Annotated in this window: 26 protein-coding genes and 1 riboswitch; of the genes, 9 read left to right on the top strand and 17 right to left on the bottom strand. The window is 59.3% G+C overall.

What is annotated here, in order from left to right:
* Positions 1-41: 41 nt before the first annotated feature.
* From ypeB to OS242_RS03185, 4 genes are all read right to left on the bottom strand, one after another.
* Positions 42-1,364: a germination protein YpeB gene (gene ypeB, locus OS242_RS03170; RefSeq protein WP_267150194.1), complete on the bottom strand. Its 1,323-nt coding sequence runs from the start codon at positions 1,362-1,364 to the stop codon at positions 42-44.
* An 18-nt stretch (positions 1,365-1,382) separates the two neighbouring features.
* On the bottom strand, positions 1,383-2,171 hold the full coding sequence (gene sleB, locus OS242_RS03175) for a spore cortex-lytic enzyme (RefSeq protein WP_267150195.1): 789 nt from the start codon (positions 2,169-2,171) through the stop codon (positions 1,383-1,385).
* A gap of 138 nt (positions 2,172-2,309) precedes the next feature.
* Entirely contained in the window at positions 2,310-2,474 is a 165-nt protein-coding gene (locus OS242_RS03180) for a hypothetical protein (RefSeq protein ID WP_267150196.1), read from the bottom strand.
* Positions 2,475-2,539: 65 nt separating this feature from the next.
* Positions 2,540-3,220, bottom strand: coding sequence for a PrsW family glutamic-type intramembrane protease (locus OS242_RS03185; RefSeq protein ID WP_267150419.1), 681 nt, complete (start codon positions 3,218-3,220; stop codon positions 2,540-2,542).
* A 135-nt stretch (positions 3,221-3,355) separates the two neighbouring features.
* On the opposite strand from OS242_RS03185, the gene OS242_RS03190 reads away from it, so the two are divergent.
* Positions 3,356-4,339, top strand: a complete 984-nt coding sequence (locus OS242_RS03190; RefSeq protein ID WP_323372888.1) for an asparaginase — start codon at positions 3,356-3,358, stop codon at positions 4,337-4,339.
* A 56-nt stretch (positions 4,340-4,395) separates the two neighbouring features.
* On the opposite strand, the gene OS242_RS03195 is transcribed toward OS242_RS03190, so the two are convergent.
* The 4 genes from OS242_RS03195 to OS242_RS03210 all read right to left on the bottom strand — a co-directional run bounded on the left by OS242_RS03195 (position 4,396) and on the right by OS242_RS03210 (position 8,502).
* Positions 4,396-5,619, bottom strand: coding sequence for a Glu/Leu/Phe/Val family dehydrogenase (locus tag OS242_RS03195; protein WP_407702077.1), 1,224 nt, complete (start codon positions 5,617-5,619; stop codon positions 4,396-4,398).
* Between the two features lie 216 nt (positions 5,620-5,835).
* A complete protein-coding gene (locus OS242_RS03200; RefSeq protein WP_267150198.1) occupies positions 5,836-6,024 on the bottom strand; it encodes a hypothetical protein in 189 nt (62 codons plus the stop codon).
* A 148-nt stretch (positions 6,025-6,172) separates the two neighbouring features.
* Positions 6,173-7,330, bottom strand: coding sequence for a trans-sulfuration enzyme family protein (locus tag OS242_RS03205; protein ID WP_267150199.1), 1,158 nt, complete (start codon positions 7,328-7,330; stop codon positions 6,173-6,175).
* Positions 7,327-8,502 (bottom strand): trans-sulfuration enzyme family protein, encoded by a 1,176-nt coding sequence (locus OS242_RS03210; protein ID WP_267150200.1) that lies wholly within the window; start codon positions 8,500-8,502, stop codon positions 7,327-7,329. Before OS242_RS03210 ends, OS242_RS03205 begins: the two co-directional genes overlap by 4 nt.
* Before the next feature lie 94 nt (positions 8,503-8,596).
* Positions 8,597-8,729: riboswitch (SAM riboswitch) on the bottom strand.
* Between the two features lie 170 nt (positions 8,730-8,899).
* Between OS242_RS03210 and OS242_RS03215 the strand changes: the two genes are divergently transcribed.
* From OS242_RS03215 to OS242_RS03225, 3 genes are all read left to right on the top strand, one after another.
* Positions 8,900-10,177, top strand: coding sequence for an MFS transporter (locus OS242_RS03215; RefSeq protein ID WP_267150201.1), 1,278 nt, complete (start codon positions 8,900-8,902; stop codon positions 10,175-10,177).
* Positions 10,178-10,236: 59 nt separating this feature from the next.
* A complete protein-coding gene (gene comA, locus OS242_RS03220) occupies positions 10,237-11,055 on the top strand; it encodes a phosphosulfolactate synthase (RefSeq protein WP_267150202.1) in 819 nt (272 codons plus the stop codon).
* 68 nt (positions 11,056-11,123) lie between these two features.
* Positions 11,124-11,579, top strand: coding sequence for a DUF441 domain-containing protein (locus OS242_RS03225; protein WP_267150203.1), 456 nt, complete (start codon positions 11,124-11,126; stop codon positions 11,577-11,579).
* Positions 11,580-11,650: 71 nt separating this feature from the next.
* On the opposite strand, the gene OS242_RS03230 is transcribed toward OS242_RS03225, so the two are convergent.
* The 4 genes from OS242_RS03230 to OS242_RS03245 form a co-directional block, all read right to left on the bottom strand.
* Positions 11,651-12,262 (bottom strand): adaptor protein MecA, encoded by a 612-nt coding sequence (locus OS242_RS03230; RefSeq protein ID WP_267150204.1) that lies wholly within the window; start codon positions 12,260-12,262, stop codon positions 11,651-11,653.
* 154 nt (positions 12,263-12,416) lie between these two features.
* Complete coding sequence (pepV, locus tag OS242_RS03235; RefSeq protein WP_267150205.1) at positions 12,417-13,802, bottom strand: dipeptidase PepV; 1,386 nt, start codon at positions 13,800-13,802, stop codon at positions 12,417-12,419.
* Positions 13,803-13,817: 15 nt separating this feature from the next.
* On the bottom strand, positions 13,818-14,828 hold the full coding sequence (locus tag OS242_RS03240) for a 2-hydroxyacid dehydrogenase (protein WP_267150206.1): 1,011 nt from the start codon (positions 14,826-14,828) through the stop codon (positions 13,818-13,820).
* A complete protein-coding gene (locus OS242_RS03245) occupies positions 14,825-15,856 on the bottom strand; it encodes a substrate-binding domain-containing protein (RefSeq protein ID WP_267150207.1) in 1,032 nt (343 codons plus the stop codon). Before OS242_RS03245 ends, OS242_RS03240 begins: the two co-directional genes overlap by 4 nt.
* A gap of 161 nt (positions 15,857-16,017) precedes the next feature.
* Here OS242_RS03245 and OS242_RS03250 point away from each other — a divergent pair, with 161 nt between their 5' ends.
* Positions 16,018-17,250, top strand: a complete 1,233-nt coding sequence (locus OS242_RS03250) for a DUF418 domain-containing protein (RefSeq protein WP_267150208.1) — start codon at positions 16,018-16,020, stop codon at positions 17,248-17,250.
* 45 nt (positions 17,251-17,295) lie between these two features.
* Here OS242_RS03250 and OS242_RS03255 read toward each other — a convergent pair whose 3' ends face one another.
* The 5 genes from OS242_RS03255 to OS242_RS03275 all read right to left on the bottom strand — a co-directional run bounded on the left by OS242_RS03255 (position 17,296) and on the right by OS242_RS03275 (position 20,229).
* Positions 17,296-17,688 carry a hypothetical protein gene (locus OS242_RS03255; RefSeq protein WP_267150209.1) on the bottom strand — a complete coding sequence of 131 codons (393 nt, stop codon included), beginning with the start codon at positions 17,686-17,688 and terminating at the stop codon, positions 17,296-17,298.
* 40 nt (positions 17,689-17,728) lie between these two features.
* A complete protein-coding gene (locus tag OS242_RS03260) occupies positions 17,729-18,037 on the bottom strand; it encodes a hypothetical protein (RefSeq protein ID WP_267150210.1) in 309 nt (102 codons plus the stop codon).
* 3 nt (positions 18,038-18,040) lie between these two features.
* On the bottom strand, positions 18,041-18,301 hold the full coding sequence (locus OS242_RS03265; protein ID WP_267150211.1) for a hypothetical protein: 261 nt from the start codon (positions 18,299-18,301) through the stop codon (positions 18,041-18,043).
* 70 nt (positions 18,302-18,371) lie between these two features.
* Positions 18,372-18,494 (bottom strand): hypothetical protein, encoded by a 123-nt coding sequence (locus OS242_RS03270; RefSeq protein WP_267150212.1) that lies wholly within the window; start codon positions 18,492-18,494, stop codon positions 18,372-18,374.
* Between the two features lie 124 nt (positions 18,495-18,618).
* Positions 18,619-20,229: a glycosyl hydrolase family 18 protein gene (locus OS242_RS03275; RefSeq protein WP_267150213.1), complete on the bottom strand. Its 1,611-nt coding sequence runs from the start codon at positions 20,227-20,229 to the stop codon at positions 18,619-18,621.
* 217 nt (positions 20,230-20,446) lie between these two features.
* Here OS242_RS03275 and OS242_RS03280 point away from each other — a divergent pair, with 217 nt between their 5' ends.
* The 4 genes from OS242_RS03280 to OS242_RS03295 all read left to right on the top strand — a co-directional run bounded on the left by OS242_RS03280 (position 20,447) and on the right by OS242_RS03295 (position 26,544).
* Complete coding sequence (locus OS242_RS03280) at positions 20,447-20,782, top strand: hypothetical protein (protein WP_267150214.1); 336 nt, start codon at positions 20,447-20,449, stop codon at positions 20,780-20,782.
* Positions 20,783-21,154: 372 nt separating this feature from the next.
* On the top strand, positions 21,155-22,384 hold the full coding sequence (locus OS242_RS03285) for an efflux RND transporter periplasmic adaptor subunit (protein WP_267150215.1): 1,230 nt from the start codon (positions 21,155-21,157) through the stop codon (positions 22,382-22,384).
* Positions 22,381-25,464, top strand: coding sequence for an efflux RND transporter permease subunit (locus OS242_RS03290; protein ID WP_267150216.1), 3,084 nt, complete (start codon positions 22,381-22,383; stop codon positions 25,462-25,464). The genes OS242_RS03285 and OS242_RS03290 overlap by 4 nt, the downstream gene beginning before the upstream one ends.
* Before the next feature lie 6 nt (positions 25,465-25,470).
* The gene (locus OS242_RS03295) at positions 25,471-26,544 is read left to right on the top strand and encodes a GDSL-type esterase/lipase family protein (RefSeq protein ID WP_267150217.1); all 1,074 of its coding nucleotides are present in this window, start codon (positions 25,471-25,473) and stop codon (positions 26,542-26,544) included.
* Positions 26,545-26,558 lie beyond the last annotated feature (14 nt).

Below are 26,558 nucleotides of genomic sequence, written 5' to 3' on the forward strand. Positions count from 1 at the left end.
AAAGAGAGGTCGCTCGGACCTCTCTTTTTGCCTGCCGGACGTTAGCGAACCTTCTCGACGCCGACCTCGTCGCCGTCGAGTGCGCTGATATAGATTTTAAAGGTGTCTTGGTCCATCGTGCCGACAAACTCATACGTGAGTTCCTCTTGCTTGGCATCGTTGAGCACCAGCGCGAGGTTCGACTCTTGCACCTGCACTTTGGAGGACACCATCGTCTGCGCCTTTTCCTTGGAGACTTTCACTTGCGGGACGCTGCGGTTTTGTTTGTGGTGGAACACATAGTCTTGCGCGTTCAGACCGACGACCTCGCCCGTGTCCAACGCCACTTCCACCGTCACTTCATCCGGGTAGATCCGCACGCCGTTTTTCATGCCGACCACTTCATAGACGCCGACGTTGTCAAACGTCTCCGTCTTGACCACTGCTGAGGCTTCGATCCCGTGCGCCTGGAGCCAGTTCACCGCGAACGTCTCCCCTTGCGCCAGATCGATCGACTCGTTTGCGACCGGTCGCTCGTTGGCATACCACGTGATGTTGCCGCCTTTGACGGTCATCGTAAAGAACTCTTTATGCCCGTCCGGCGCGGTGTAGGCAATCGAGTAGGACGGGTAGAGCTCCCCTTTGCCGTTGCGCTTGACTGCGATGTTTTTCGTGCTGTCCAGCCCGCGCCATCTCTGGATGATCCCGGCCGCCTGCTCCGGAGTCACGTCGTTGCCGGTCAGCGTCTTGGCATCCAGCTTGGAATTGACTTTCATCCGGTCCATCGTCGGGCCGAAGGAAAGCGGTTTTTGCTGTTCAACCGTCTTTTCCATCGAGCGGAATCCGTCGACGATCTGATTGTCCGTCTTTTTATCAGTCTGCGCGAGAGCCGTCTCCGCGTCCATCCAGCGCAGGTTTTTGGTGATGACGGCCGTTTGCAGTTCGGCCAGTTGATTTTCGATTTCTTTCGAGCGGGTGTAAAGCTTTTGCAGCGTCTGCCACTCCTGCTCGTTCAGCGCCTGCTTGTTCTCGTCGCGCACCGCGACATGGTAGGAATAGTTGCCGACATCGCTGATGAACTCCATCGTCTTGTTCAGCGGCATCAGTGACAGCGGCAGTTGCCCGATGTCGTTGCGCGCCTCCGACGCCATCCGCCACGTCTCGGTGAGGGCGGGGGTCAGTTGCTTTTGCGAATTGACCGCCAGCGATTTGCCCAGTTCGTCTTGGATGCGGTTCATGTGGTCGCTCAGGTCGTGGAACGCGCGTTGGTATTGGTTTTCCGCCTTGAGCAGCAACGCTTGTTTTTCTTTGTGTTCGCGGTAGCCCCAGAAACCGGCGACCACCAGAGCGAGCACCAGCACCAAGGATGTGATTCGAGAGAACATGATCGTTCGACCTCCTTTCTAGCGGCAGAAGATGTGCCGCCCGATCCGCTTGATCTGCGGTCTGGACCAGATCCATTTCGATGTCGCCGTCGCCGGGTTGAAGTAGTAGATCGCGCCGGTGGACGGGTCGGCGCCATTCAACGCCTCGCGCACAGCTTTTCTCGCATTTTCATTCGGGGTCAGCCAGATCTGCCCGTCTGCAACCGCCGTAAACGCGCCCGGCTGGAAGATGACGCCAGGCACGGTGTTCGGGAAGTTGGGGTTGTCGATCCGGTTCATGATGACGGCCGCGATGGCCACCTGCCCGACGTGCGGCTCCCCGCGCGCTTCGCCGTACACGGCGTTGGCCAGCAGTTTCAGGTCGTTGGCCGACAGACTCTTGCCGCCGTAGGAGGCGGCTCGCGTCGAATTGCCGCTGTTGCCGCCCGTTTTGCTGCCGCTCCCGCCTGCCGTCTGCTTCGGCGGGTTGTACGGGTTGTACCCCTTCGTGGCCCGGACCAACCTCGTCCGCGTCTGTGCCCCGACTTTGCCGTCGACTTTCATGCCGAATTTGTTCTGGAAATTACGCACGGCCCAATATGTACCGTAACCATAGCTGCCGTCGATCGTACCTTTGTAATAGCCGAGGAACTTGAGACGGCCTTGCAATTCCCGAACGTCGATCCCCTGGCTGCCTCGGACCAGAGTACGGGTGGTAAAGACCGATGCGTCATGTCCCTGCGGCAGGTCACGAATCGGTTCCGCGTATATGCAGAGAGACGCGAGCGCCACCGAAAGCGCGGCTGTCCACACTTTCCATCTCTTCATCGTGGTACCCCCTCCAGTTCTTGTGAGATTGAGTTCTGGTCTTAGTTTGAAGAAGGGTCTACCATCCTATCCGAGACAAAAAAAGGGAGTCCTCCGCCGTGGCAGAGGGCTCCCTTTTGCATGTTGTCCATGTGGTACTTACGCGAGCGTTTCGATATCAAAGCTCTGTTCGTTGTCGCACAGGCATCGTTTAAATCCGGTGTCGATTTGGCCGCGATAATCTTTGATGCCGCGCAGGATAAACGTTTCCCCGCAGTTGCGGCAACGGATGTGGACTTTGACCCGGTCGGCCTTTTCTGGCATCTTCTCCGCCTCCTTGGTACGAGATCAGGCATTCTAGCACCAATTGTCGACGAAACGAAAGAGTTTTATACGTCGTGCGAATGTTTTTCCAGCGGTTTGAACGGTGAGCGTTGCTGCGCTTGACGCACTTTGCGCAGACCGTTGACCCACAGCCAGATCATGAAAGGTACGGTCAGACCGACCAAGAACGTCTGCTCGGAGAGCAGCAGCGAGTCATACGTGCCGTGAATAAACCACGGATACACAAAGGCGAGACCGTAGAACATCCACTTTTGCTTTTTGGACACGGCAAATTTGGCCTTGCCGAGGTAAAAACCCATGATCACGCCAAACAGGGCATGACCCGGCACGGTGAACAGCGTCCGCAGATACAGAGTGTCCCACCCGTAGCTCAACACTTTCAAGATGTTTTCAATCGTCGCAAACCCAAGCGACGCCGCGACCGCATACACGATCCCGTCATACTCCTCGTCAAACTCTCGGTGCCGCACGGCAAACCACCACGTCAGCACCAGTTTGAGCAGTTCCTCGACTACCGCCACCGCCAGAAAAGCGTGCGCATACGGCGAGGCGATAAACTGATCCAGCCACGACACGGAGTACATCACCGGCACGGCCGAAAGCATCCCGAGCAAAAATAACAAACCGACCAAACGCAGAGGTTCGGAGTCGTACAGGTCGCGCAAATAAAAATAAGACATCAGTGCCACTGCGGGCGCGACCGCACAGCCGATCAACAACAGCATGTTCACTCCGATTCCCCCTTCCCACGCTGCTTCCTCTGTAAATTCTTTCCTTCTTATCAAAATCCTGCTTTGACACAGGTGTCCTCGCAGGGGCATAATATCGAGTAGAGAAAGAATGACATGAGGTGTGAGCACTTGAAACCTAAACATATATTAATCATGACCACCGGCGGCACGATCGCAATGATCGAGGACCCGGCGACCCAAACTGTGAAACCTGTGGAAAATGCGGCCGACCTCGTTGGTGCGATCCCGCAACTGAAAGACGTCGCCCGCGTGAGTGTGGAGGCGTTCAGCAACATCCCGAGCCCCCACCTGACGACCGAGCAACTGACCGATCTCGGCCGTGCCGTCAAGGAGCGACTGTCGCGTCCGGACGTGGACGGCATCGTGATCACGCACGGCACCGACACGCTGGAGGAGACCGCCTATTACCTCGACCTGATCCTCCCGCCCGGACTGCCGGTCATCGTCACCGGCGCGATGCGCTCATCGAACGAACTGGGTGCGGACGGCCCGATCAACCTGCTCAACTCGGTGCGGACAGCAGCGTCCGAAGTGGCGGTCGATCAAGGCGTGCTCGTCGTGTTCAACGACGAGATCCATGCGGCGCGCTTTGTCACCAAAACGCACACCAGCAACGTCGCCACCTTCCAATCGCCTGCCGTGGGGCCGATCGGCTTTTTGGACAAACGCTCAGTGCAGATCCGCCACATCCCCAAACCCCACGCGCACATCCCGGTCGACTCCCTCGTCGCCGAGGTCGGTCTCTTGAAAATGGCAGTCGGCATGGATGACAGCCTGATCCGCTATCTCGTGCAGAGCGGCTCCAAAGGGATCGTCATCGAAGCGCTCGGCCAAGGCAACATCCCGCCGATGGTCGTGCCCGGCATCAAGGATGCGATCCAGCACAACGTCCCGGTCGTGCTCGTCTCGCGCTGCTACAACGGCATCGTGCAGGACGTCTACGGCTACGAGGGCGGCGGCAAGCATCTGCGCGATCTGGGCGTGCTGTTTTCCAACGGTCTGAACGGGCAGAAAGCACGGATCAAACTGATGGTCGCCCTGCGTGAAACGGTCGATCTGGAACAGTTAAAAGAATACTTCGAACAAGAATGATAGCATAAAAAGAAGCCGAATGCCAGTTGCGCGCATTCGGCTTTTCTTTGTGTGTCTTAGACCCAACCGCGCAGTTGGCAAGCTTCTGCCATCCGGCGGGTGCCCACCATGTAGGCGGCGAGACGCATGTCGATCTTGCGCAGCTTCGCCGTTTCGTAAACGGAGTGGAACGATCCGGACATGATCTTTTGCAGACGAGCGTCCACCTCTTCCGCGCTCCAGTAGAACCCTTGGTTGTTCTGGACCCACTCGAAGTAGGAGACGATAACGCCGCCTGCGTTTGCCACGACGTCCGGCACGAGCAGGATGCCGCGGTCGGAGAGGATCTTCGTCGCTTCATTCGTGGTCGGACCGTTGGCCGCTTCGACGACGATCTTGGCTTTGATATCGTTGGCGTTGCGAGCGGTGATCTGGTTTTCAATCGCCGCCGGCACGAGGATATCGCAGTCGAGTTCCAGCAGTTCTTGGTTGGTGATCGTGTTTTTGTACAGCTTGGTGACCGTCCCGAAGGAGTCGCGACGATCCAGCAGATATTCAATATCGAGACCGTTCGGGTCGTGAAGGCCGCCGTATGCGTCCGAGATCCCGACGACTTTTGCTCCTGCGTCATGCATGAACTTGGCCAGGTAGCCGCCTGCATTGCCGAAGCCTTGGACGACGACACGAGCGTCTTTGAGCTCGATGCCTTTGACTTTCGCTGCTTCTTCAATCGCGATCGCCACACCGCGCGCGGTGGAGGATTCACGACCGTAGGAGCCGCCGAGCACGAGCGGTTTGCCCGTAATAAAGCCCGGTGCGTCAAATTCGCGGATGCGGGAGTATTCGTCCATCATCCACGCCATCGATTGGGAGTTCGTAAAGACGTCCGGTGCCGGAATGTCTTTGGTCGGGCCGACGATCTGCGAGATCGCGCGCACATAGCCGCGGCACAGGCGCTCTGTCTCGCGGAACGACATCTCACGCGGGTCGCAGATGATGCCGCCTTTGCCGCCGCCGTAGGGCAGGTTGGCAATGCCGCACTTGATGCTCATCCAGACTGCCAGCGCTTTGACCTCGTCCTCGGTCACTTCCGGGTGGAAGCGAATCCCGCCTTTGGTCGGGCCTACCGCGTCGTTGTGCTGCGCACGGTACCCGGTGAACACGCGTACAGTTCCGTCGTCCATGCGGACCGGAATCCGCACGGTCAGGACACGCAGCGGTTCTTTCAGCAGTTCAAACATTTCATCGCCGTATCCGAGCTTATTCAGGGCATCCTTGATGACCAATTGAGTGCTGGTCAGAACGTTTAAATTCTCGACCGGCTCATCTTTGGTTGCATTCGATGTAACATCTTGGCTATTCAAGTCGACTCAACCACCTTTGAACAATTGAGAGGTTTGTGAACCCCCAACCAATATACACCTAAGCGTATTCCTTGGCTAGAGGGGGTAGCACCCGTCTCGCTCGAAAGATCAAGATACGAGTCCATATTTTGGACTGAAGGCCAAGGAGCACCCTCAGAGTGTTCCGTTCGCCCTCGGTTCGCCCTCGTCCTCAAAATCATCCGGGGAGTCGACGGCGACCAGTTCTTCCTCGTAGCCCCGTGCTGCTGCCGGGACGTCTTCCGGCGCATCGTCCGGGTTGTCAAACGCGATCAGATCTTCTTTGCCACCGTCCTTGCGTGTGATTGCGTTAAAGGGTTTCATGTTCGGGTTCCCCCTTTTCTCGTATCGGTTTTCACAGACAGTGTGCCCATTTTCACGTTCTGTCACCCGGCGCACCCTCGCCACGATCCCCTTTCTTCCTAAAAAAGAGCAACCCAAACCTCGGCAGGTTCAGGTTGCTCCACTGTTGCTAGCGCAGGCCTTGCTCCAGGTCGGCGATCAGGTCGTCCGGATCTTCCAGTCCGACCGACAGACGCAGCAGGCCGTCGGTGATGCCCCGGCGATGACGTTCCGGCTCCGGCATCGCCGCGTGCGACATTGTCCGCGGGTAGGACAAGATCGTCTCCACCGCCCCGAGCGACACCGCATAGATCGGCAGCGTCACCCGCGAGGCCAGCCGTTTCGCCCGCTCGCCGCTGCCGACGTCGAACGACAGCACCGCGCCGTAACCGTCCGCTTGCGCTTTGTGCACCGCATGGCCCGGATGATCGGTCAGACCGGGGTAGTACACGTGCGCGATGTCTTCCCGTCCGCGCAGCCATTTCGCGATCTTTTCCGCGCCTGCCGACGACGCGTCCAGACGCACCTTCAGCGTCTTCAGCCCGCGCTGAAGCAAGAAGCAGTCTTGCGGTCCGAGGATGCCGCCGGTCGCATTTTGCAAAAATTTGAGCCGCTTGCCGAGCCCCTCGTCTTTGGTGACGGTGAGACCGGCCACCACATCGGAGTGGCCGCCGAGGAACTTCGTCGCGCTGTGCACGACGACGTCGATGCCGAGTTCCAGCGGGCGTTGCAGGTACGGCGTCATAAATGTGTTGTCGACGATAGAGATCAGACCATGCTCGCGGGCGATCTGTGCGGCCGCCTTCAGGTCGATGATGCGGATCGTCGGATTGGACGGCGTCTCAAGGATCAAGCCTTTTGTATTCGGACGAATCGCCGCTCGGATGCGGTCCGGATCGGTCGCGTCAACAAACGTCGTCTCGATCCCCATCCGATTGAACACCTGCGTCAACGCGCGGTAGGTGCCGCCGTAGATATCATCGCAGGCGATCAGATGGTCGCCCGCCGAGAAGAGCATCAGCGACGCAGTGATCGCGGCCATGCCCGACGAGAACGCCAGCGCATGCGTACCGCCTTCCAGCGCCGCCACCTGCCCTTGCAACGCATCGCGCGACGGATTGCCCGAGCGGGCGTAGTCGTACAGCGGCGGGTTTTCCACGTCGTCCTGATGATAGGTCGACGTCTGGTAGATCGGGATCGCCGCCGCACCGTGCACCGGATCGATCTCATGGCCCGTGTGCAGCAGGCGGGTGGCAAACCGAATGTCTTTCCCTTGGTCCTCGCTCATCCTTGCACCTCCTCTGTTGTGCGAACGGCCGCTTCTGCCGCGGTGATCGCGCCTTGCAGATCTTCAATCAAATCTTCATAATGTTCGATCCCCACAGACAGGCGTAGCAGCGTGTCGGTCACACCGACGCTCTCCCGGATCTCCTGCGGGATGTCAAAGTGCGTCTGTTTGGACGGATAGGTGATCAGCGACTCCACCCCGCCGAGCGACTCCGCAAAGGTGATCAGTTGCAGATGCTCGAGGAACGGACCGACCAGTTCCTCCGAACGCAGATCGAACGACAGCATGCCGCCGTATCCCTTGGCCTGCGCGATCTGGATGTCGCGTCCTTCGTGCCCTTCAAGGCCCGGGTAGTAGACCTTTTTCACCGCCGGATGCGTGGTCAGCCATTTGGCGACCAACATCGCGTTTTCCTGATGGCGGTCCATGCGCAGGCCGAGCGTCTTCATCCCTCTCATCATCAGCCAGCAGTCATGCGGACCAAGCGTCGCCCCGATGGAGTTTTGCAGAAAATACACCCGCTCTGCCAACGCTTCTTCACGCGCCACCGCAAGTCCTGCCAGCACGTCGTTGTGCCCGCCGAGATACTTCGTCGCGCTGTGCACCACGAGGTCCGCCCCGAGGTCGAGCGGTCGTTGCAAGTACGGCGACATGAACGTGTTGTCGATGATCGAGATCAAGCCGTACCGCTCGCAGATCTCCACGATGCCCCGGATGTCGGTGATTCTCACGGTCGGATTGGTCGGCGTTTCCACAAAGATCGCCTTTGTGTTGGCCTGCACCGCCCGTTCGACCGCTGCCAGATCGCCGGTGTCCACAAGCGTCGAGGTGATGCCCTGCTTCGGCAGGATCTGTTCAATCAGGCGGTAGGTGCCGCCGTAGAGGTCGTGGGAGAGGATCAAGTGATCGCCTTGCTCAAACAGCCCGAACAAGCAAGAGATCGCCGCCATCCCCGATGCAAATGCAAAGCCGCGGAACCCGCCTTCCAGCGCGGCAATCGCATCCTCCAGCGTCTGACGGGTCGGATTTTTCGTACGGGCGTAGTCAAAGCCGGTGCTCTGACCAAACCCCGGGTGACCAAACGTGGTCGACATATGAATCGGGGTGGAAACCGCCCCCGTCTTTACGTCCGTTTTGTTGCCGATCTGGGCCAGTCTGGTGTCGATATGCATGTGTATCGCGCTCCTTTTTTGTGTCACCTAGCAAAAAGACCTCTCTCCTGAGGAGAAAGGCCTGTATACGCGTAGACGCAAAAAAGGGCACTTTCTCTCATCTCTCAGAGCGCTGCTTGCAGCGCTCTGCAGGAATTGGCACCGTGCATCTGAAAAAATCAAAAACGTGTCAGATGCCGGTTGCCGGGCTTCATCGGGCCAGTCCCTCCGCCTACTCTGGATAAGAGTGTCTTATTGCTGGTATGTAATTGGTTGGCTTGCTGATGTTTCCACTTTATCTTGACGAACCGAACGTTGTCAAGGGGTAATTTCCCTGACATAGCCCCCCTGCCGGAACGGAGACAATAGACCTGCAGACAAGTAGGAGATCCTGCCCACGGAGAAAGGACTGAACACGATGGAAGCTGCCAAGTCGAAGATACATTTCTTGCCTCTGTTTGCATTGGCGACCGTGCCCTTGATCATGGTGCTCGGGAACTCGATGTTGATCCCGATCCTGCCCACGATGCAGGAGGAGATCGGCATTTCCAAGTTTCAGGCGAGCCTTGTGATCACCCTCTTCTCCGTTCCAGCCGGGATCATCATCCCGCTCGCCGGATTTTTATCGGACCGCTACACACGGAAAGTCGTCATCGTCCCCGCCCTCTTGCTCTACGGCGCGGGAGGGGTGGTCGCCGGGATCGCCGCTTGGTTGCTCGACAACCCGTACTGGCTGATCATGACCGGCCGCGTGTTGCAAGGCATCGGCGCTGCCGGCACCGCACCGATTGCGATGGCGCTGGCCGGCGACATCTGGAGCGGCGCATCCCGCGCCAAATCGCTCGGTCTGATCGAGGCGGCCAACGGATTTGGCAAGGTGGTCTCGCCGATCCTCGGTGTGCTGATCGCCTTCATCGTCTGGTACGCGGCGTTCTTCGCCTTTCCGGTCATCTGCGTGGTCGCGGCCGCGTTGGTCTACTTTTTTGTTAAAGAGCCGAAAAAGACCGGTCCGAAACAGACGGTCAAAGAGTACCTCTCCGCTTTAAAAAAGACCTTTAAGAAAGAATACAAATGGCTGCTCACCGCTTATCTTGCCGGTTCGGCTGCCCTCTTTATCCTGTTTGGTGTTCTGTTCTATATCGCGCAGATCCTGGAAGAAACCTACAAAGTCGAAGGTCTGATGCGCGGTCTGATCCTCTCGGTGCCGCTGCTGGCGATGTGCACTACCTCCTACATCACCGGTTCGAAGATCAAGAAAAAGCTCAATCTGATGAAAATTCTGATCATCACCGGGCTCACACTGATCGGTGCACCGCTGATCGCAGCCGCCTTTTTCACCAACCCGTACGTCTCGCTCGGCCTGCTCGTGATCTCCGGGATCGGCACCGGTCTCGTGTTGCCGTGTCTGAACACCCTGATCACGTCGGCGGTGGAAAAAGAAGAGCGCGGCGCGGTCACCTCGCTGTACGGCTCGGTTCGCTTCCTCGGCGTGGCGGCGGGACCGCCGATCTTTGGCGCGCTGATGGACACGCCGAAGATCATGTTCTTCACGATGGCCGGTCTGTCGATCTTTTGCGCCGTGCTGGCGTTCTTCCTGATCAACCCGGGCAGCGGCAAGAAAAAAGGCGACGGCGACAAATACAAGAAGATCGAATGGGATCGCAAGACATTGGCACGGAACAGAGCGCGGGCGTAACCAGTCGCCCGCCTCTTTGCATAGGATGAAGGAGCCTACTACCGAAAGGAGTCGAAGGTATGCAGCGTTCCTCATCCGAGCGTGACGTCCGCGTCCGAGCGTGGGATGATCTTCTCCACGACCCGATCCCGGGTCGCATCGCCAAACCGCGAACGGAACACGGCTTGACCATGCTGATCGACACAGGCCTTGGGTTGCAAGAGACTCGCGACCTGATCGAACTGGCCTCTCCCTATATCGACTACCTCAAGCTCGGATTCGGCACTTCCAAGCTGTATCCAGCGACCGTGCTCGCCGACAAGATTCGCCTGTTGCATGAGCATCAGATCAACGTCTACCCGGGCGGCACCTTCCTTGAAACCGCGATTTTGCAGAACAAATGGGAGCCTTTTCTCGACCGGTGTCTGCAACTGGGCATGCGAACGGTCGAAGTTTCGGACGGCACGATCACCTTGTCGCCGGAACTGCGCCGCCGGATCATCCGCGAGGCCAAACGTCTCGGTTTTCACGTCTTTACCGAAGTGGGCAAAAAGGAAAACGGCGCGATGCTCCCCGTCGATGTCCAGTTGCAGATGATCGAAGCGGATCTGGAGTCGGGCGCCACCAACGTGATCATCGAAGGCCGTGAATCGGGCAAGGCGGTCGGCCTCTTCAATGAGGACGGCACGCTGCGCCGCGATGATTTTGACGCGCTGGTCGAGCAGTTGCCTCACCCGTCCCGACTGATCTGGGAAGCCCCGCTCAAAAGCCAGCAGATCGAGCTGATCCACACGTTCGGACCCAATGTCAATCTGGGCAACATCAACCCGCGCGACACGATCTCTCTGGAAGCGTTGCGCTGCGGGCTGCGCAGCGACACCCTGCGGAATACGCTGTAGAGGGTCTACCTGTCCACTCGCGTCCATATACATGGAGTGACTACGCATGTGGACAGGAGGGCACCTTTGTGGCCGGTGAGATCATCTTGGTGGTGTTGATCATAATTGGGATTGTCGGCAGGGCCAGCATCTTGGCCACCGCCGCCAGTTTTTTGCTCATCTTGAAACTGCTCAGCCTGCAGCGGTATTTTCCGTCGCTGGAGCGGCGCGGGTTGGAACTGGGCCTGCTCTTTCTGATGATCTCGGTGCTGGTGCCGCTGGTCAACGGCAAGATCGGCACCAAAGACCTGCTGACCACGTTCGTCTCCATCGGCGGGATCTGCGCTCTGCTCGGCGGCATCATCGCCACCTATGTGAACGGCCAAGGGCTGTACATGCTGAAAATGGAGCCGGAGCTGATGATGGGTCTGGTGATCGGGTCGGTGCTTGGCATCGTCTTTTTGAAAGGCATCCCGGTCGGCCCTCTGATGGCCGCTGCGATTGCCGCGATGCTGATGAAACTCGTGTCGATGGTGACGAAATGAAAAACGAACACAGAAAAAAACCCTTCTGCCGAGGCAGGAGGGCTTTTTTGATCACGTATTTAGGTGGGTGACTACTTTTGCAGCGGGAAATGAGCAATGATCGTCGGGATCGCATTCCCGTCCATCACTCGTTTGCCATATTCATCGAGCATCGCCTTTGTCGTCGACGACAGCTCGCCATACTCATGCAGGATCGACCAGAACGTGTCGTACATCTCTTCGCCGATCTCTTCTTCATCGAAGAACAGGTGATAGCGCCCTCTGTAATGATACAGCGTGCCGCCGACACCTTCATACTGAGCGAGCGAATGAGCTGCGCGAATCACATCTTCCAAGTCTTGAAACACGAAGGTAAACGCGCCAAACGGGTCGGGAGTTTCTGTATCCAGTTCCAGTTCCTCCTCGTCCAGCACCGCCTCTCGCTCCACCGAGTTCGGAAGTCCCGGCAGTCGGGTGACGACCACCACGACGCCTTCGGTCGGCATTGTGAACGCTTCCACAGCGACCGGGCCGCCGACTTCGAAACCGACTTCGAGGTAGGCGTGTTCCATCATGTCCCAGAACAACTCCTGCACCTTGCGACCGTTTTGCCAGATCTCGTCGCGTTCAATGCCACGTTCATCGAGGTCGTCGTACGTGATGAAGATACGTACCTTGTTGTCTGCGATCCTCTCTACGCGCATTCTCCTCACTCCTTCGCAGAGAGATTGGTGTTTCATGGACAATCATACTCGAACAATCAAAAAAGTATGATACCTATTCATTATGCAATGGAGGGCACCATCGTTCTGTAAGCATGGTCACTTTCGAGAATCGAGGGCGTGCGCGAAGAGCGGTTTACTTGGCCAGTTCGTAGATCGCGTTGGCATAGATCTTCGCACAGCGGATCAAATTTTCGACCGGCCAGTGCTCATCTTTTTGGTGCGCCGTCTCCGTCTCGCCCGGGAACAGCGCTCCAAACGCCACCGCATTCGGGATTGCCCGGGCATAGGTACCGCCGCCGATGGTCAAAGGTTCAGCACGCTCCCCGACCTCCGCTTCGTAGACGGCGAGCAATTTTTGCACGATCTCCGAGTCTTTCGGCACATAGAGCGGCTTCATGTTGACGTCCGCCGACAGCTCGACCCGATAGCCGGCCGGAGTGAGCGTTTCCCGCACGAGATCCATCAGCCCGGTATCGGTCTGATCCACCGGGAAGCGCAGATTGAAGGAAAATACCGCCTGCTCTTCGTCGACTTTTGCGATGCCAAGGTTGGACGTCAGCGGTCCGGTCACCTCGCAGGTCATCTCCACGCCGATCGTGGCCCCTGCCGGATCGACCTGTCCGAGAAACTGCCACAGGTCCGGCTCGGCCGTCGGAAGCGCAGCAAGCAATCGCCCCGCGTGCACCACCGCGTTGACTCCGTTGGCCGGCACCATCGAGTGGGCCGCCAGCCCTTCGACCGTCAAGGTGATGTCCCGGCCGTTCGTCTGAATGTCTGCCAGAATACCCTGTTGCTCCGCCGTCTGTCGCAGCGTGGCCGCGATCTCCGTCGCGTCGCCCGTTTGCACCGTCAGTTGCACGAGGCAGTGATCCGGCACCATATTGATCCGCGACCCGCCCGTCAGTTCCCGCACGCGCACGGCTGCCGCATCCTGCGACTGACGCGACTTGACCAGGTCAAAGCACAAGATCCCCTTTTCCGCATAAATCAGCGGAAAGTCGGCATCTGGCGTAAATCCGCCGACGGGCAACGGCTCTTTTGCAAAATAATGATCCATGCACTGCCAGTTCGTCTCTTCATCGAGGCCGAAGATCATCCGCACCTTGCGCTGCAGCGGCAGTCCGGACTCCAGCACGGCAAACAGCCCAAACAGCGCCGCCATCGCCGGGCCTTTGTCGTCGATGGCACCGCGCGCATAGATCTTGCCGTCGTGAATCTCCGCCCCGAACGGCGGGTACGTCCAACCGGAGCCGACAGGAACGACGTCGAGATGTGCCAGGACGGCCACATAGTCGTCGCCTTCGCCCGCTTCGATGTGCCCGGCGTATCCGTCCACATTTTTCACCGTCAGACCGCGTTCACGACCGAGATCCAACACATAATCCAACGCCTGTGCGCACCCCGGTCCGAACGGTTGCTCCGGCCCGCTCGCCGGGCCCCCCACCGAGTTGATGCGCAGAATCCCCTGCGTGGCAGCGATGATCTCCTCGCGATGCTGGTCGATCCAGTTTGCAAACATGTCGCCGTGCTCCTTTCACATTCCCTGCTGTTGATTGTGTTTCGTGATGTATGAGTCCCAGACCTCGGGGTTGACCAGAGACAGCGGATGCTCCCCGTGCAGCACGCGCGCCAGATTGACGGCCGCCATCTCCGCCATTTTGGTGCGCGTCTCCAGGGTCGCGCTGCCCAGATGAGGTGCGAGCACGACGTTGTCGAGGCCGAGCAAGTCCGGGTGCACCGCCGGTTCCCTTTCGAACACATCGAGTCCGGCACCGGCGATCCGCCCTTCCTTGAGAGCGGCGGCCAGTGCTGCTTCGTCGACCACAGCTCCCCGAGCGGTGTTGATCAGATAGGCGGTCGGCTTCATGCGGTGCAGTTTGTCGCGGTCGATGAGATGATGCGAATCCTGCGCATACGGCAGATGCAGCGACACCACGTCCGACGCGGCCAATAAATCGTCCAACGCCGCATACTGAAGGCCGTATTCCGTCTCCGTCGCTTCATCGAGTCGGCGGCGGTTGGTGTAAAGCACCTGCATCTCGAACGCCTTGGCCCGCTTGGCCACCGCGAGTCCGATCCGGCCGCAGCCGACGATGCCGAGCGTCTTGCCGGCCAATTCCATGCCGAGCAGCATCATCGGCGACCATCCGGTCCATCTGCCGTCGCGGACATAATGATCCCCTTCGACGATCCGCCGGGTGACTGCCATCATCAACGCCCACGCCATCTCCGCCGTCGCGACGGTCAGCACCCCCGGTGTATTCGTCACCGGGAGCCCGCGCCGAGTGGCCGCCGACACGTCGATGTTGTCGTAGCCGACCGCGTAGTTGGAGATCGCCTTGAGATTTGGTGCGACGGCGATCAGTTCGTCGTCGACTGCGTCCATCAGCGTGCAGAGCAGCCCGTCACAGGACGGCAAGAGCTCCAGCAGTTCCGCCCGCGTCGGCTGACGTTCCGCGGAGAACACCGTCACGTCGCACCGTTCGCGCAGTTCGCGAAGTCCCGCTTCCGGCAGAGCGCGGGTGACCAACACCCGCGGCTTCATCGGTTTGGGTCCTCGGCGGCAGTTTCGTTGCGCTGCGTCGACGTGCGCTCGATGATCGAGTGGGGCAGGCGCACAGTGTATTCGTCGATCTGCTCGTCGTTGAGCAGTTTGGTCAGCAGCCGCATCGACACCGCGCCGAGGTCATACGTCGGCTGCGCGATCACCGACAGCTCCGGTCGGGTCATCGTCGAGAGGCGCGTGTTGTCAAAGCCGAGCAACAGCACGTCGTCAGGCGCTTTGCCGCCCCGGTCGCGCACCGCGTTCAGATAGCCGAGCGCCAGTTCATCGCTCGCCGCCACGACCGCTTCGGCGGTGTGTCCTTGGTCGAGGAAGCGTTTCGCCTGCGCATAGCCGTCTTCATATTTTAACGTGTCGGCGTGCAGCACCAGTTCCTGATCGAACGGAAGCCCCGCCGCTTGGAAGGCGGCGGTATACCCTTTCAGCCGCTCCATCGTCACAGGATGCGCCGTCGGGCCGCCGAGATAGGCGATCCGGCGCACCCCTTTTTCGAGGAAATAGTCCACCGCGTCCCGTGCGGCCGACTGGTTGTCGATCGACACCGCCGGGATGCGTCCCTCCGGATCATCGGTCGCACAGAGCACGACCGGCAACTGTGCCTGTTCAAATGTTCTGACAATGTCAGGAGTGATCTTCTCGGAAATGAAGAGGAGTCCGTCGACCTGTTTTTCCCACATCGTACCGATCAGATCGATCTCCCGCGCCTCGCGAGCGTCGGAGTTGGCCAGAATGATGTGGTACTGGTACATCGTCGCAATGTCCTCGATCCCGCGCAGGATCTCCGCATGAAACAGATCGGACACGTCAGGCAGGATGACCCCGATCGACTTGGTCCGCTTGCTCGCCAGACCCCGCGCCACCGCGTTCGGCCGATACCCGAGCAACTCGATGGCCGCCAGCACCTTCGCCTTGGTCTCCTCTTTGACCACCGCCGTCCCGTTCAACACGCGAGACACGGTCGCCATCGAGACACCCGCTTCTCTCGCTACATCATAGATCGTTTTATTCACAGGTGTTTTCCACCCCTTTTTTCTTTGTGGTTATTTTGACCATTCTACCACAGGTTGTATGTGCAAAAAAGCACAACCTGCCCTGTCATATGCGAGTGTAACCCCTTGACAAATTGTGTGTCTATTCTGTCAAATAGAGAGAAGACAAGGGGGTTCCCCAATTGAACAAACACGTCGATGTCACCCCGATCCAGCTGGAGGACCGCATCGGTTCGCTTGACGTCATTCGCGGTGTTGCGATACTGGGCATCCTCATCGTCAACATGGCGTTCTTCAACTCCGCTCATTCCTACGACGCTCCGTATCGCGCACAAAACTGGCCCGGTGCGGCCGACAGTTTGGTGCGTTGGCTGATCGAGGTGTTTTTTGCGGGCAAGTTTTACACGATGTTTTCCTTCCTGTTCGGGATCGGCATGGTGATCTTTCTCGACCGGGCAATGCAAAAAGGCACATCGGCCGTGATGCTGTTTTTGCGTCGGATGAGCGTTCTGCTTGGCATCGGCTTGATTCACGCCTTTTTGATCTGGTACGGTGACATCTTGGTCGAATACGCGATCCTCGGATTTGTCCTCGTGCTCTTTCGCAAAGCCTCACAGAAAATCGTGATGGGCAGCGCGCTGTTTCTGCTGGTGGCGAGCCCGATCTTTTACGTGTTGAACTTTTTCCAGTACTCTCAATGGATCTGGAAGCAAATGAATTGGGGGATGTTCTTCCACGCCCCCGGCATGATCAGGCTCGCCGAGAACGCCTACGCAAAAGGCACCTATCTCGACATGGTGCACCAGCGGTATCTCGATGTGATGTACGGCTATTCGTTCGCTTGGTGGGCTTCGTTTCCGGTGTTGCTGGCGATGTTCCTGTTTGGCGTGTATGCGGTGCGCAAAGGTGTGTTTCACCAGCCGCACCTCCACCGCGCGTTCCTGTGGGGCGTTTGGATCGGTTCCTTGATCCTCGCGCTGATCGGCGGTTATCTGGAGCAGCAGCGCGGGTTGCAGTTTCAGAGCATGTGGACGTATTATTTCTACCGCCTCGGCGTGCGCATCAGTGATCCGGCCGGGTGCATGTTCTACGTGACGTCGGTGCTCCTGCTCCTTCAGCATGCCGGTTGGCAACGCCTCTTGCGGCCGATCTCGTTCGTCGGGCGTATGGCGTTAAGCAACTACTTGCTTTCGTCGCTGATCTGCACGACGATCTTCTACCACTACGGCTTCGGTCTGTACAACCAAGTCGGTCCGGCCAAAGGTCTGATCTTGAGCCTTTTGATCTACTCCGCACTCGTCGTTTTCAGTGTCTTTTGGCTCAGAACTTTCCGATTCGGCCCGATGGAATGGGTCTGGAGGACGCTGACATACGGCAGACGACCGGAGATGAGGCGCAACGAAGCGGCGAAATAAAAAAAGGGCAAGGCTTCCTGCTGAGGAGCCTTGCCCTTTTATGATTTACACCCGTTTGCGCAACAGTTGCAACTCGCGGTCGAGTTGCTTTTGCAGGTGCGCCACTTGCTGACGGAGCATTTCCAGCCGGTCCATCTGGCGTTGCTTGCCGACCGGCAGCGCCGTCCCTTTCGCCAGCCAGACCGATCCCGGTTCGGCAAACGTGCGTGCGGGAGAGGTGACCGCCTTTTTCTTGCCTGCTGTACGCCTCGTGTGCTTTTGCAAGCGCGGTCGGTGCTTTTTCGCCGGTCGCAGCGGCAGATCGGCCGATTCGTCGGACGGCTTTGTCTCTTCGCCGCTCTGCTCCTGCAGACGGCGGTTGGTCTCGTACTCGACTTTCGCGTCGATATAGGCATTCAAGAGCTTCGGTACCCAGCGCAGTGCCTCCAGTTTGGGCATCCAACTCTCCGCTCCTTTCCCGCACTTCTCTTGCCTTATCCTATGCGGGTGTGTGACGGCGGGTATCAAGGACAACGGTCCAAGAATACCACTCAGGCGGCACATCCACCTGGTAGACGTTCAGCACTTCCTCGCAGGTGAGCCGATCGACGATCTTTTTCCACTCAGGACCGAGTGTCGCTTGGTCCCAGTACGCGACCCCCATGGGAGAAAGCGAGCTGGCGATCACATCCAGATCATGGCGGACTTGCGAGAGTTGTACGGCGACATCTTCTCCATCTTTCTGACGGCGTTCCAAACTCGGCAACAGTTGGCTGTACAGGTCGAGCAGTTCGGTCACCATGGGCATTCTCTACGTCTCGTGATCCAACTCCACCATCATCCGTTTTGCATCTTGCAAATGAGCGAACGCTATCTGCAGATGCGGCAACTCTTCCCCTTTGCCCGCCCCGGACCGGATCGCCCGGTCGACTGCTTTTTCGGCTCCACGGACGAACATGACCATTTGATTCCCGATATCCTGCCGATCAGTCTCCTGAACCCTCTCGATCTGCCAATACCCGAACACAACCACCGCGATGGCCGCAAGCAACCACAGAATCTTTTTCGTCAAAAAAGATCACATCCTCACGTGGTTTCTCCTCACAAACGCCCATCCACCCGACATACGGCACCAGCGCCATCTACTTCGCCGATCCCGTCACCGCATACACCGCGCTGATGATCGCAATGACATAGAAGACATCGCCCAGATTGGCGAGCGTCTGACCGATCCATAAAAAACGAAACGAACGCTGTGCGCTCACAGAGATCCATCCCCTCTAGATGTATTCAGTTTTCGTCTGGGAAAGGATCGAATCCATCGGTCTTTGCCTCCCGTTGAAATGAAACAGCCCCGATCTCTGCACGGAGACCGGGGCTGACACCTGTTTATTTCACACTCTTTGCTTCGAGTTGCGTCGCGATGCGGGACATCAGCGTCGCCATCTGGGCGCGGGTCGTGTGGTTGAACGGACGGAATGTCGCGTCTTCATAACCGTTGATCACGCCGTTTTCCTTCATCGCCAGGATCGATGCATACGACCAGCGGTTCGGGTCGACGTCGGCAAACGGCGTCTGCCCGTCGGTCGGCGCGGTCAGGTCGAGGATGCGGGCCAGCATCGCCGAGATCTCCTCACGGCTGACTTCACGCTCCGGAGCAAACACGTTGTCGCCCGCCCCGTTGATAAAGCCGTATTGCTTGGCGAGATCGATCTCTTTTCCTGCCCAATGGTTCGCCGGAACGTCCCAGAACTTCGCCGTCTCCGTCGGGGTCACGCCCTGCAGCCCCATCGCCCGCACGAGGATCACCGCCGCCTGCGCGCGGGTCAGAGCTGTCTCCGGGGCAAAGGTCGTGCTCGATGTACCGAGCATCCAGCCTTTGTCGACCATCGCCAGGATCTCGCTGTTCGCCCAGTGCGTTTGCGCGTCGGTGAAATACAGCCCGTTCAGCCACAGGCTGAAATAATTCCACATCGACGCTTCTTCCTGATCGAGCGACCAGGAACCGGCGCCTTTCAGGTCGTATTTCTGCACGAGACGCAGTTTCGCCTTCAGGGAGCGCTCGTCTTCCCACCAGAGCTCATAGTTGCCCGCCGTCAGCGTGTTGTAGCCGACCGTGAGCTTTTCATCGCTTTCTTTGACGGTAAAGGTAGCTTTTGGCGATTGCGTCGCCCCGTCAAACACCACGTTCGCACCGTATTTGTTTAGAACGGTCGGGACGCGCACGTTCGACACGCCGGCTCCTTTGAAAGTACCGTCCGATTTCCACAGGCGGCCATAGAACGGCAGGCCGAGCACGATCTTGGAGTTCGGCACCCCTTGTTTGAGCGCGTACTGGATCGAACGCTCGACAAAGCCGATGCTCGCCACAGGTCCTGCCGTCGGGTCGCCCGCCCATGCTTCGTCATATGCCATCACCATCAGATAGTCGGCATATTGCGCCAGTTTGCCATAGTCGTACGAGCCGTGCCAGCCCTTCGTCCAGCCGTTCGGATTGGCTGCGACCGCGACCGACACTTCTTTGCCCGGCATCTTTTCGCGCAGCAGGCGGACGAAATCGGTGTGCGCATCGCGCTCCGTCTCGGTCATGCCTTCGATGTCGACGTTGATGCCGTCGAGGTTGTATTGGTTGACCGCGTTGGCGATCTCCGTGGAGAGCTTGTCCCGATTGGCCATCGCATTGCGGCCGATGTCGAGTTTCCAGTGCGAGGTCACGTACGGTACGACTTTGATCCCGCGTTTGTGCATCTCGTCGATAAACGAACGCTCCAGTTTCCACGTGATCTTCAGCGAGCCGTCTTCATTCAAATCAAAATAATTCGGCGACACGACGTTCAGCGACCCTTTCGTGCGGTCCACCTGCCCGACATACGAGCTCGTCTTGCCGAAGTACAGATACGACATGTTAAATTTTTTCGCCGCCGCTTCCGCCGGCGGCGCAGTGAGCGAGGACATAGCAAGAATCCCGCAGATCAATCCCGTCAGCCATCTCTTCCTCATTCTCCTAGGTCCCCTTCCAAACTGTCAATCAGTCTACCAGCTAGATACTATCATTATGCTAGATTCCTCGCATCGACCTCAAGCCCCAAAATGTGATAGGTTGCGAGACGACACGACAAAAAACCCCGGCACGTAAAGTGCCGGAGTCCTGTTCGTCCAAGCTCGTCGTAATTCGTGACAGCCCCGCATACAATGGGACAAAGGGAGGAATCTGTCCATGAAAAAGTGGATGCTCGCGTGGGCGGTGTTCACCGCGTACCTGATCACCAATCTGTCGGTCTCGCAGACGGCCGAGCAGCCGCATCTGATCGCGACCTTCGGGCTCGGATTTTTCTTTTTTCTCATCTTCGGCCTGCGCGGGCTGTACGGCGCGGCCTTTGCTGTGTCGGCGATCGTGCTCCTCGCCCTGCTCGTGCACCTCTTCCGCCACCCCGGCTTCGGCCTCACTCCCATGACCCCCGTCTTGATCCGCCTCGCGCTCGACCTCGTGATGATCCTCGGCGGCGGCGGCCTTGCCTTTTGGGCGCAACGATTGATAAAAGTGGCGAAATAAAAGTACGCCCTACCGCAGTCGATTCTGCAGTAAGGCGTACTTGGTATGTACTTGCCGCTCAAATCTAGATGTAGAACGAGATAAGATCTAAGACTAATTTGAGAGCAAAAGTGGTGGACATGTCGAATGTATGTCGAATGTTGTCGTTCGTTAAGGAAAATATATCATGCCTTTATCCGCCATTCAACGCCTTTTTCCCCCGTTTACCGCCATCACCTCCCCCCTCCTCTTATTTTTTCACGATTCCTGCACAATTCTTATCTTATTATGATTCTGAGCTAGACACTTGTCCTCCCACGGCGCTCATAAAAAATTGGCGGTGCGCCCACACTAATTCCACCATTGGAAAATGTTTCGTGAGGAGGCGAGCCGATGCGACAAAGACTGATTGGCCGGCTGCTGCTCTGTCTCGTCCTGACCGGTTGCGCAAATGCCGCGCCAAACGGCGGCGGCGAGACGGCCGGTGTGCCGGTGACCGCCTATCAGATTCGCGCGCAAGATCTGCCGGAGACGCTGCTCTTGCCCGGCCGCGTCGTGGCGGCGGAAGAAGCGCAGGTCAGCGCGACCCTGCCCGGCAAGGTCGGCCAAGTATACGTGCACACCGGCGACTCCGTGCAGAAAGGACAACTCCTCGCCACGCTGGAGACCGGGCAAGGCGAGGAGCAATTGCAACAGGCCCGCCAAGCGTTGCAAGCGATGGAAGCCCAATATCGCCAAATGACCGCCCTGCCGTCAGACCCGGCAGACAAGGACCGGATCGCGGGTCTGGAGCGGGAGATCAAGCGGCAGACCGACCAACTGAGCCGGTACGCGACCGGCAAATCGCTTCCCGATCCCGCCGCTCTGCTGACTTCGTTGCGCCAACTCACCGAGTTGCAGACCCAATTGGCCCGCCTGCAGAGCGAGCAAGCGATCTCCGGCGGACTCGCCGCCTTGCGCGCTCCCCTGCTCCAGAGCATGCAGGGCCAGATCGCCCAGGCCCGCCAAGCGGTGCAACTCGCCGAAGCGCAGGTGCGCGCCGGCCGTCTCACCTCGCCCCTCGACGGCGTCGTGCTGGCGGCAAACGCCGCGCCCGGCTCACCTGCCGCGCCGGGTCTGCCCCTGTACAGCGTCGGCAACCTGCCGCAGGTCGAGTTTGAGATCTACGTCGATCCCAACCAACAAGCACGGCTCGCACCGGGACAAGCGGCCGCCGTGTCGGTCGGCCGGGAAGCTGCGGTCGAAGCCCGCTTGCTCGAAGTCTCGCCCGCCCTGCAACCGCAGACCCATTCCTTCACCGCCCGCACCGACCTGCCCAATCCGGACAAACGCTTCAAACCGGGCATGATCGGCGAGGCGACCGTCACGCTCGATCCGCACAAAAACGTGCTCGTCCTCCCGAAAGCGGCGATCCTGCACGATGAGAAAGGTGCGTTCGTTCTGCGGATCAAAGACGGCACCGCCGAATCGGCGCGCGTCACCACCGGCTATGACAACGGCCACCTCGCCGAGATCAAGTCCGGGCTGGCTGCCGGAGACCTCGTCGTCCTCGAAGGCGCAGACCGCGTGCAGGCGGGCGCCGCCTTGAATGTGACCAAAACCGAGGGGGAGCCCGTCTCATGAGGCTGTCCGAGCTGTCTGTCAAACGCCCGGTCGCCGCGGCGATGATCATCGTCGCCCTCGTCATCCTCGGCGGCGTCTCCCTGTTTAAACTGCCGGTCGAACTGTTTCCCCGCATGACCTTCCCGATCGCCGCCGTCACCTTGCAAAGCCCCGGCAGCGGCCCGGAAGTGCTGGAAAACATGATCACCCGTCCGCTGGAGGAGATCCTCGGCACCGCCAACAACGTCAAAAACATCTCCTCCGTCACCCGCAGCGGCGGCGTCTTGATCCTCGTCGAGTTTGACTGGGGCACCGACATGGACTTTGCCACCTTGCAGATGCGGGAAAAAGTAGACTACATCCGGCCGCTGCTTCCCGCCGGCACGCAAGCGCCGACCGTGCTGCGCTTCGATCCCAATTTGCTGCCGGTCGTACAGCTCGGCATGACGGGCGGCCGCGACCTGAACGAGCTCGACCTGCTCGCCGACGAGACGATCAAGCGCCGTCTGGAGCGGGTCGAAGGCGTCGCTGCCGTTCAGGTCACCGGCGGCAGCACCCAGGTCATCGAGATCACCGTCAACCCGCTGGCCCTGCAATCGCGCGGCTTGACGCTCGATCAACTGAGCAAACTGCTCGCCGCTGAAAATCTCACCCTCTCCGGCGGCTCCGTGCGCGAGGCTGGCCGCGACATGGCGATCCTGATCCAAGGCCACTATCCTGATCTGGAGACGATCCGGACCCTGCCCTTGGCCTCGCCGCAGGGGAACCGCTTCCACCTGCGCGACGTCGCCACCGTGGCAGAGGTGACCGACAACGCCGGTCACCTCTCGCGAATGAACGGTCATCCCGGCGTGTCGCTCTCGATTCAAAAACTGTCGGACGCCAACACCGTCCAAGTCTCCCGAGGTGTCGAACAGGCGTTGGACGACTTAAAAAAAGATCTGCCGGACAACGTGCAGATCACGCCGCTGTTTGACCAAGCCGACTTTATCATCATGTCGGTGCGCACCCTCACCCGCGACATGCTGCTCGGCGGCCTGTTTGCGGTGCTGATCCTGCGCCTGTTCTTGAAAAGCTGGCGAAGCACGCTCGTCATCTCCTTGGCAATCCCGATCTCGATCATCGCCACGTTCATCATGGTGTACTTTGCCGGGATGACGGTGAACATGCTGACGATGGGCGGTCTCGCCCTCGGCGTCGGGGCGATGGTCGACACCGCCGTCGTCATCTTGGAAAATATTTTCCGCCATCGCCAGCTCGGACGTCCGTTGCGGGAGGCGGTGCTCGACGGCTCCAGCGAAGTCTCGCTCGCCGTCACAGCGGCCGCGTTTGCATCGGTCGTCGTCTTTTCGCCGATCATCTTCGTCTCCGGGCTCGCTGCGCAACTGTTCAAACCGTTGGCGCTCACCGTCACGTTTTCCCATCTGGCGTCGCTGTTCAGCGCCTTGCTGCTCGTGCCGATGTTCGCCTACTATTTTCTGCGCGGGGACAAGCAGATGAAAACGGACCAGACGGAACTGGCGAAGGAAGAGACCGCCAAGGAGGAGACGCTCGGTCGCCTCGGCCGTCTCTACGCCCGCCTCCTCCACCGGGCGGTGAACCGTCGCAAAACGGTCTACTTCACCACCTTGCTCCTGCTCGCGCTGTCTGCGGCCGCCTATCCGTTTCTCGGCAAAGAATTCATGCCCAAAGGCGACCAAGGGGCGATCCAGATCAACCTCGACCTGCCGCCGGGCACGCCGCTTTTGCACACCTCGCAGCGCGTCGCCGATGCGGAAGCGCGGCTTGGGCAGGTGCCGGAGATCGAAACCACGTTTGTCACCATCGGCGGCGGCAATTTATTCAACCCGACAGCGGGCATCCAAACGCAAAAAGCGGTGCTGAACGTCCAACTGCGCACCGCCCGCGACCGCACCACCGCTGCGGTCGCCGATGACATTCGGGCTCGCCTGCGCGACATCCCGGCCGCCCGCATCGCCGTGCAAGTCTCCGGCGACCAGTTCGGCGGCGGAGCAGGACGCCCGATCCAGATCCGGCTGCGCGGCGACGACCCGGAGCTTCTGCGTACGCTCGCCCGGCAGACCGAGCAGGAGATCTCCGCTGTCGAAGGCGTGCGCGAAGCATCGGCCGCCCGCGAAGCTCTCACCCAAGAACTGCGCGTCACCGTCGACCGGGAAAAGGCACTCTCCTACGGGCTCTCCCACGCGCAGATCGCCGCTCAGATCCACCAGTTGGTGCAGGGGCAGACCGTCACCCGCTACCGCAGCAAAGGCCGGGAGCTCGACGTGCGCGTCACCATTCCGCCCGACATGCGCAGCTCCGTCGAGCGACTGCGCCACCTGCAGCTCCTCTCGCCGCTGGGCGGCAACGTCGCCCTCGACACGGTCGCCCGGTTGAACATGGCAACCGGACCGGCTCAGATCTCCCGCTACAACAACCTGCGCGAGATGACCGTCGAAGCCGACTACCAAGGCAGAAGCCTCGGCCACGTCATGGATGACATCCGCCAGCGGCTCGGACAAAACGTGACGCTGCCCGCCGGCTATTCCATCGAGTACGGCGGCGAGTCGGAGCAGATGTCCGACGCCTTTACCAAATTGCAAGGTGCGCTCGTCCTCGCCGTCATCCTCGTCTACATGGTGATGGCGGCACAGTTCGAGTCATTTTTCCACCCGCTCGTGATCATGTTCTCCGTCCCGGTCACCGTGATCGGTGTCGTGTTCGGCCTGCTGGTGACGGGGCGGTCGCTCGGTGTCGGCGCGTTTATCGGCCTGATCGTGCTGGTCGGCATCGTCGTCAACAACGCGATCATCCTCGTCGACTACATCAACCGCCTGCGCCGCCGGGGACTGGACCGCGTCGAGGCGGTGCTGGAGGCAGGTCCCGTCCGTCTGCGCCCGATCCTGATGACAGCCGGCGCGACCGTGCTCGGACTCCTGCCCGCGTCGCTCGGCTACGGCGAAGGAGCGGAGATCCAAGCCCCGCTCGCCACCGTCGTGCTGTTTGGCCTGACCTTCTCGACGTTGATCACGCTGGTGCTCGTCCCTGTCGTCTATCTCTCGCTCGATGAATGGTTTTCGAGACTCAAAGCCCGGAGGTGATGCGAAGTGTTCGTTCGCGCTCTGCTCCTCTGCCTGTGCCTGCTGCTCGCAGGACTCAGTCCGGCGCACGCGCACATGGGCAGCGTCCTGCCTGAACACGTGACCTACGTCGCCATCGGTGACTCCGTCTCCGCCGGATGGGGATCGCCGCCCGTCAACGGGTCGCGGCTGAACGGCTACGTCTCGCACCTGCATCGCCAACTGCTGTTGCGCGGCAGTTCCGACCTGCACAACCTCGGCATCCCGGGACTTACCTCCGGTCAGTTTCTCTTTTTGCTCGAACACTGGCCTGAGTTGAGCCAGACGATCAAAAAAGCCGACCTGATCACGCTCTCCGTCGGCGGCAACGACATCATCTGGACCGACCACCAAAGCCCGGGCGACGTCGCGAAAATGCGCGAGGCGCTGACCAAGTATGAAGAGAACATCGAAAAGATCCTGACAGACGTCCGCCAATTGAACGAAGACGCCCGCCTGTTCGTCCTCGAAGTCTACAATCCGTTTCCCGTCGACGACGCCCGCCACGCGCAGCTCGCCGAATGGGTGATCTGGGTCAACGAATCGCTCGCGGCCGCCGCCAACCAGCATGACGCCAGCGTCGTGCCGACCGCGTCGCTGTTTTTAAAGCACGAAAACGAATACGTCAACCTGAAACAAAACGACATTCACCCGAACAATGAAGGCCACACCCGCATCGCCGAACAGATCTCGCACGCCCTGTTTGGCAAATTCATCCCGCTGCTCGTACAAGGAGACATGAACCCCACCCTGCTCCTCGACGGCAAGCCCAAGCAACTGCACGCCGGGCTCCTCTACGAAAACGGAACCGTCTATGTCGCTGCCGATCAACTCCGACAGCTCTACGGCCCGGAGACAATCCGCCAGCTGCGCACCCGCATCGGCGCCCTGTGGTTGCGGATGAACGGCAAATTTGTCAAACTGCCCTCCCCGGTGCTTCTGTACGGGAGCGAACCGTATCTGCCGATCCGAGCGGTCTCCGAGTCGCTCGGGGCGAAAGTGTACTGGGTCGAGGACAGCCGGACGATCAACATCGTCACCCGCAAAGACCCGGCGAAATAAGCAACGAGGAAGAA

The organism is Tumebacillus lacus (genome assembly GCF_026410385.1).
GTDB classification, from domain to species: domain Bacteria; phylum Bacillota; class Bacilli; order Tumebacillales; family Tumebacillaceae; genus Tumebacillus; species Tumebacillus lacus.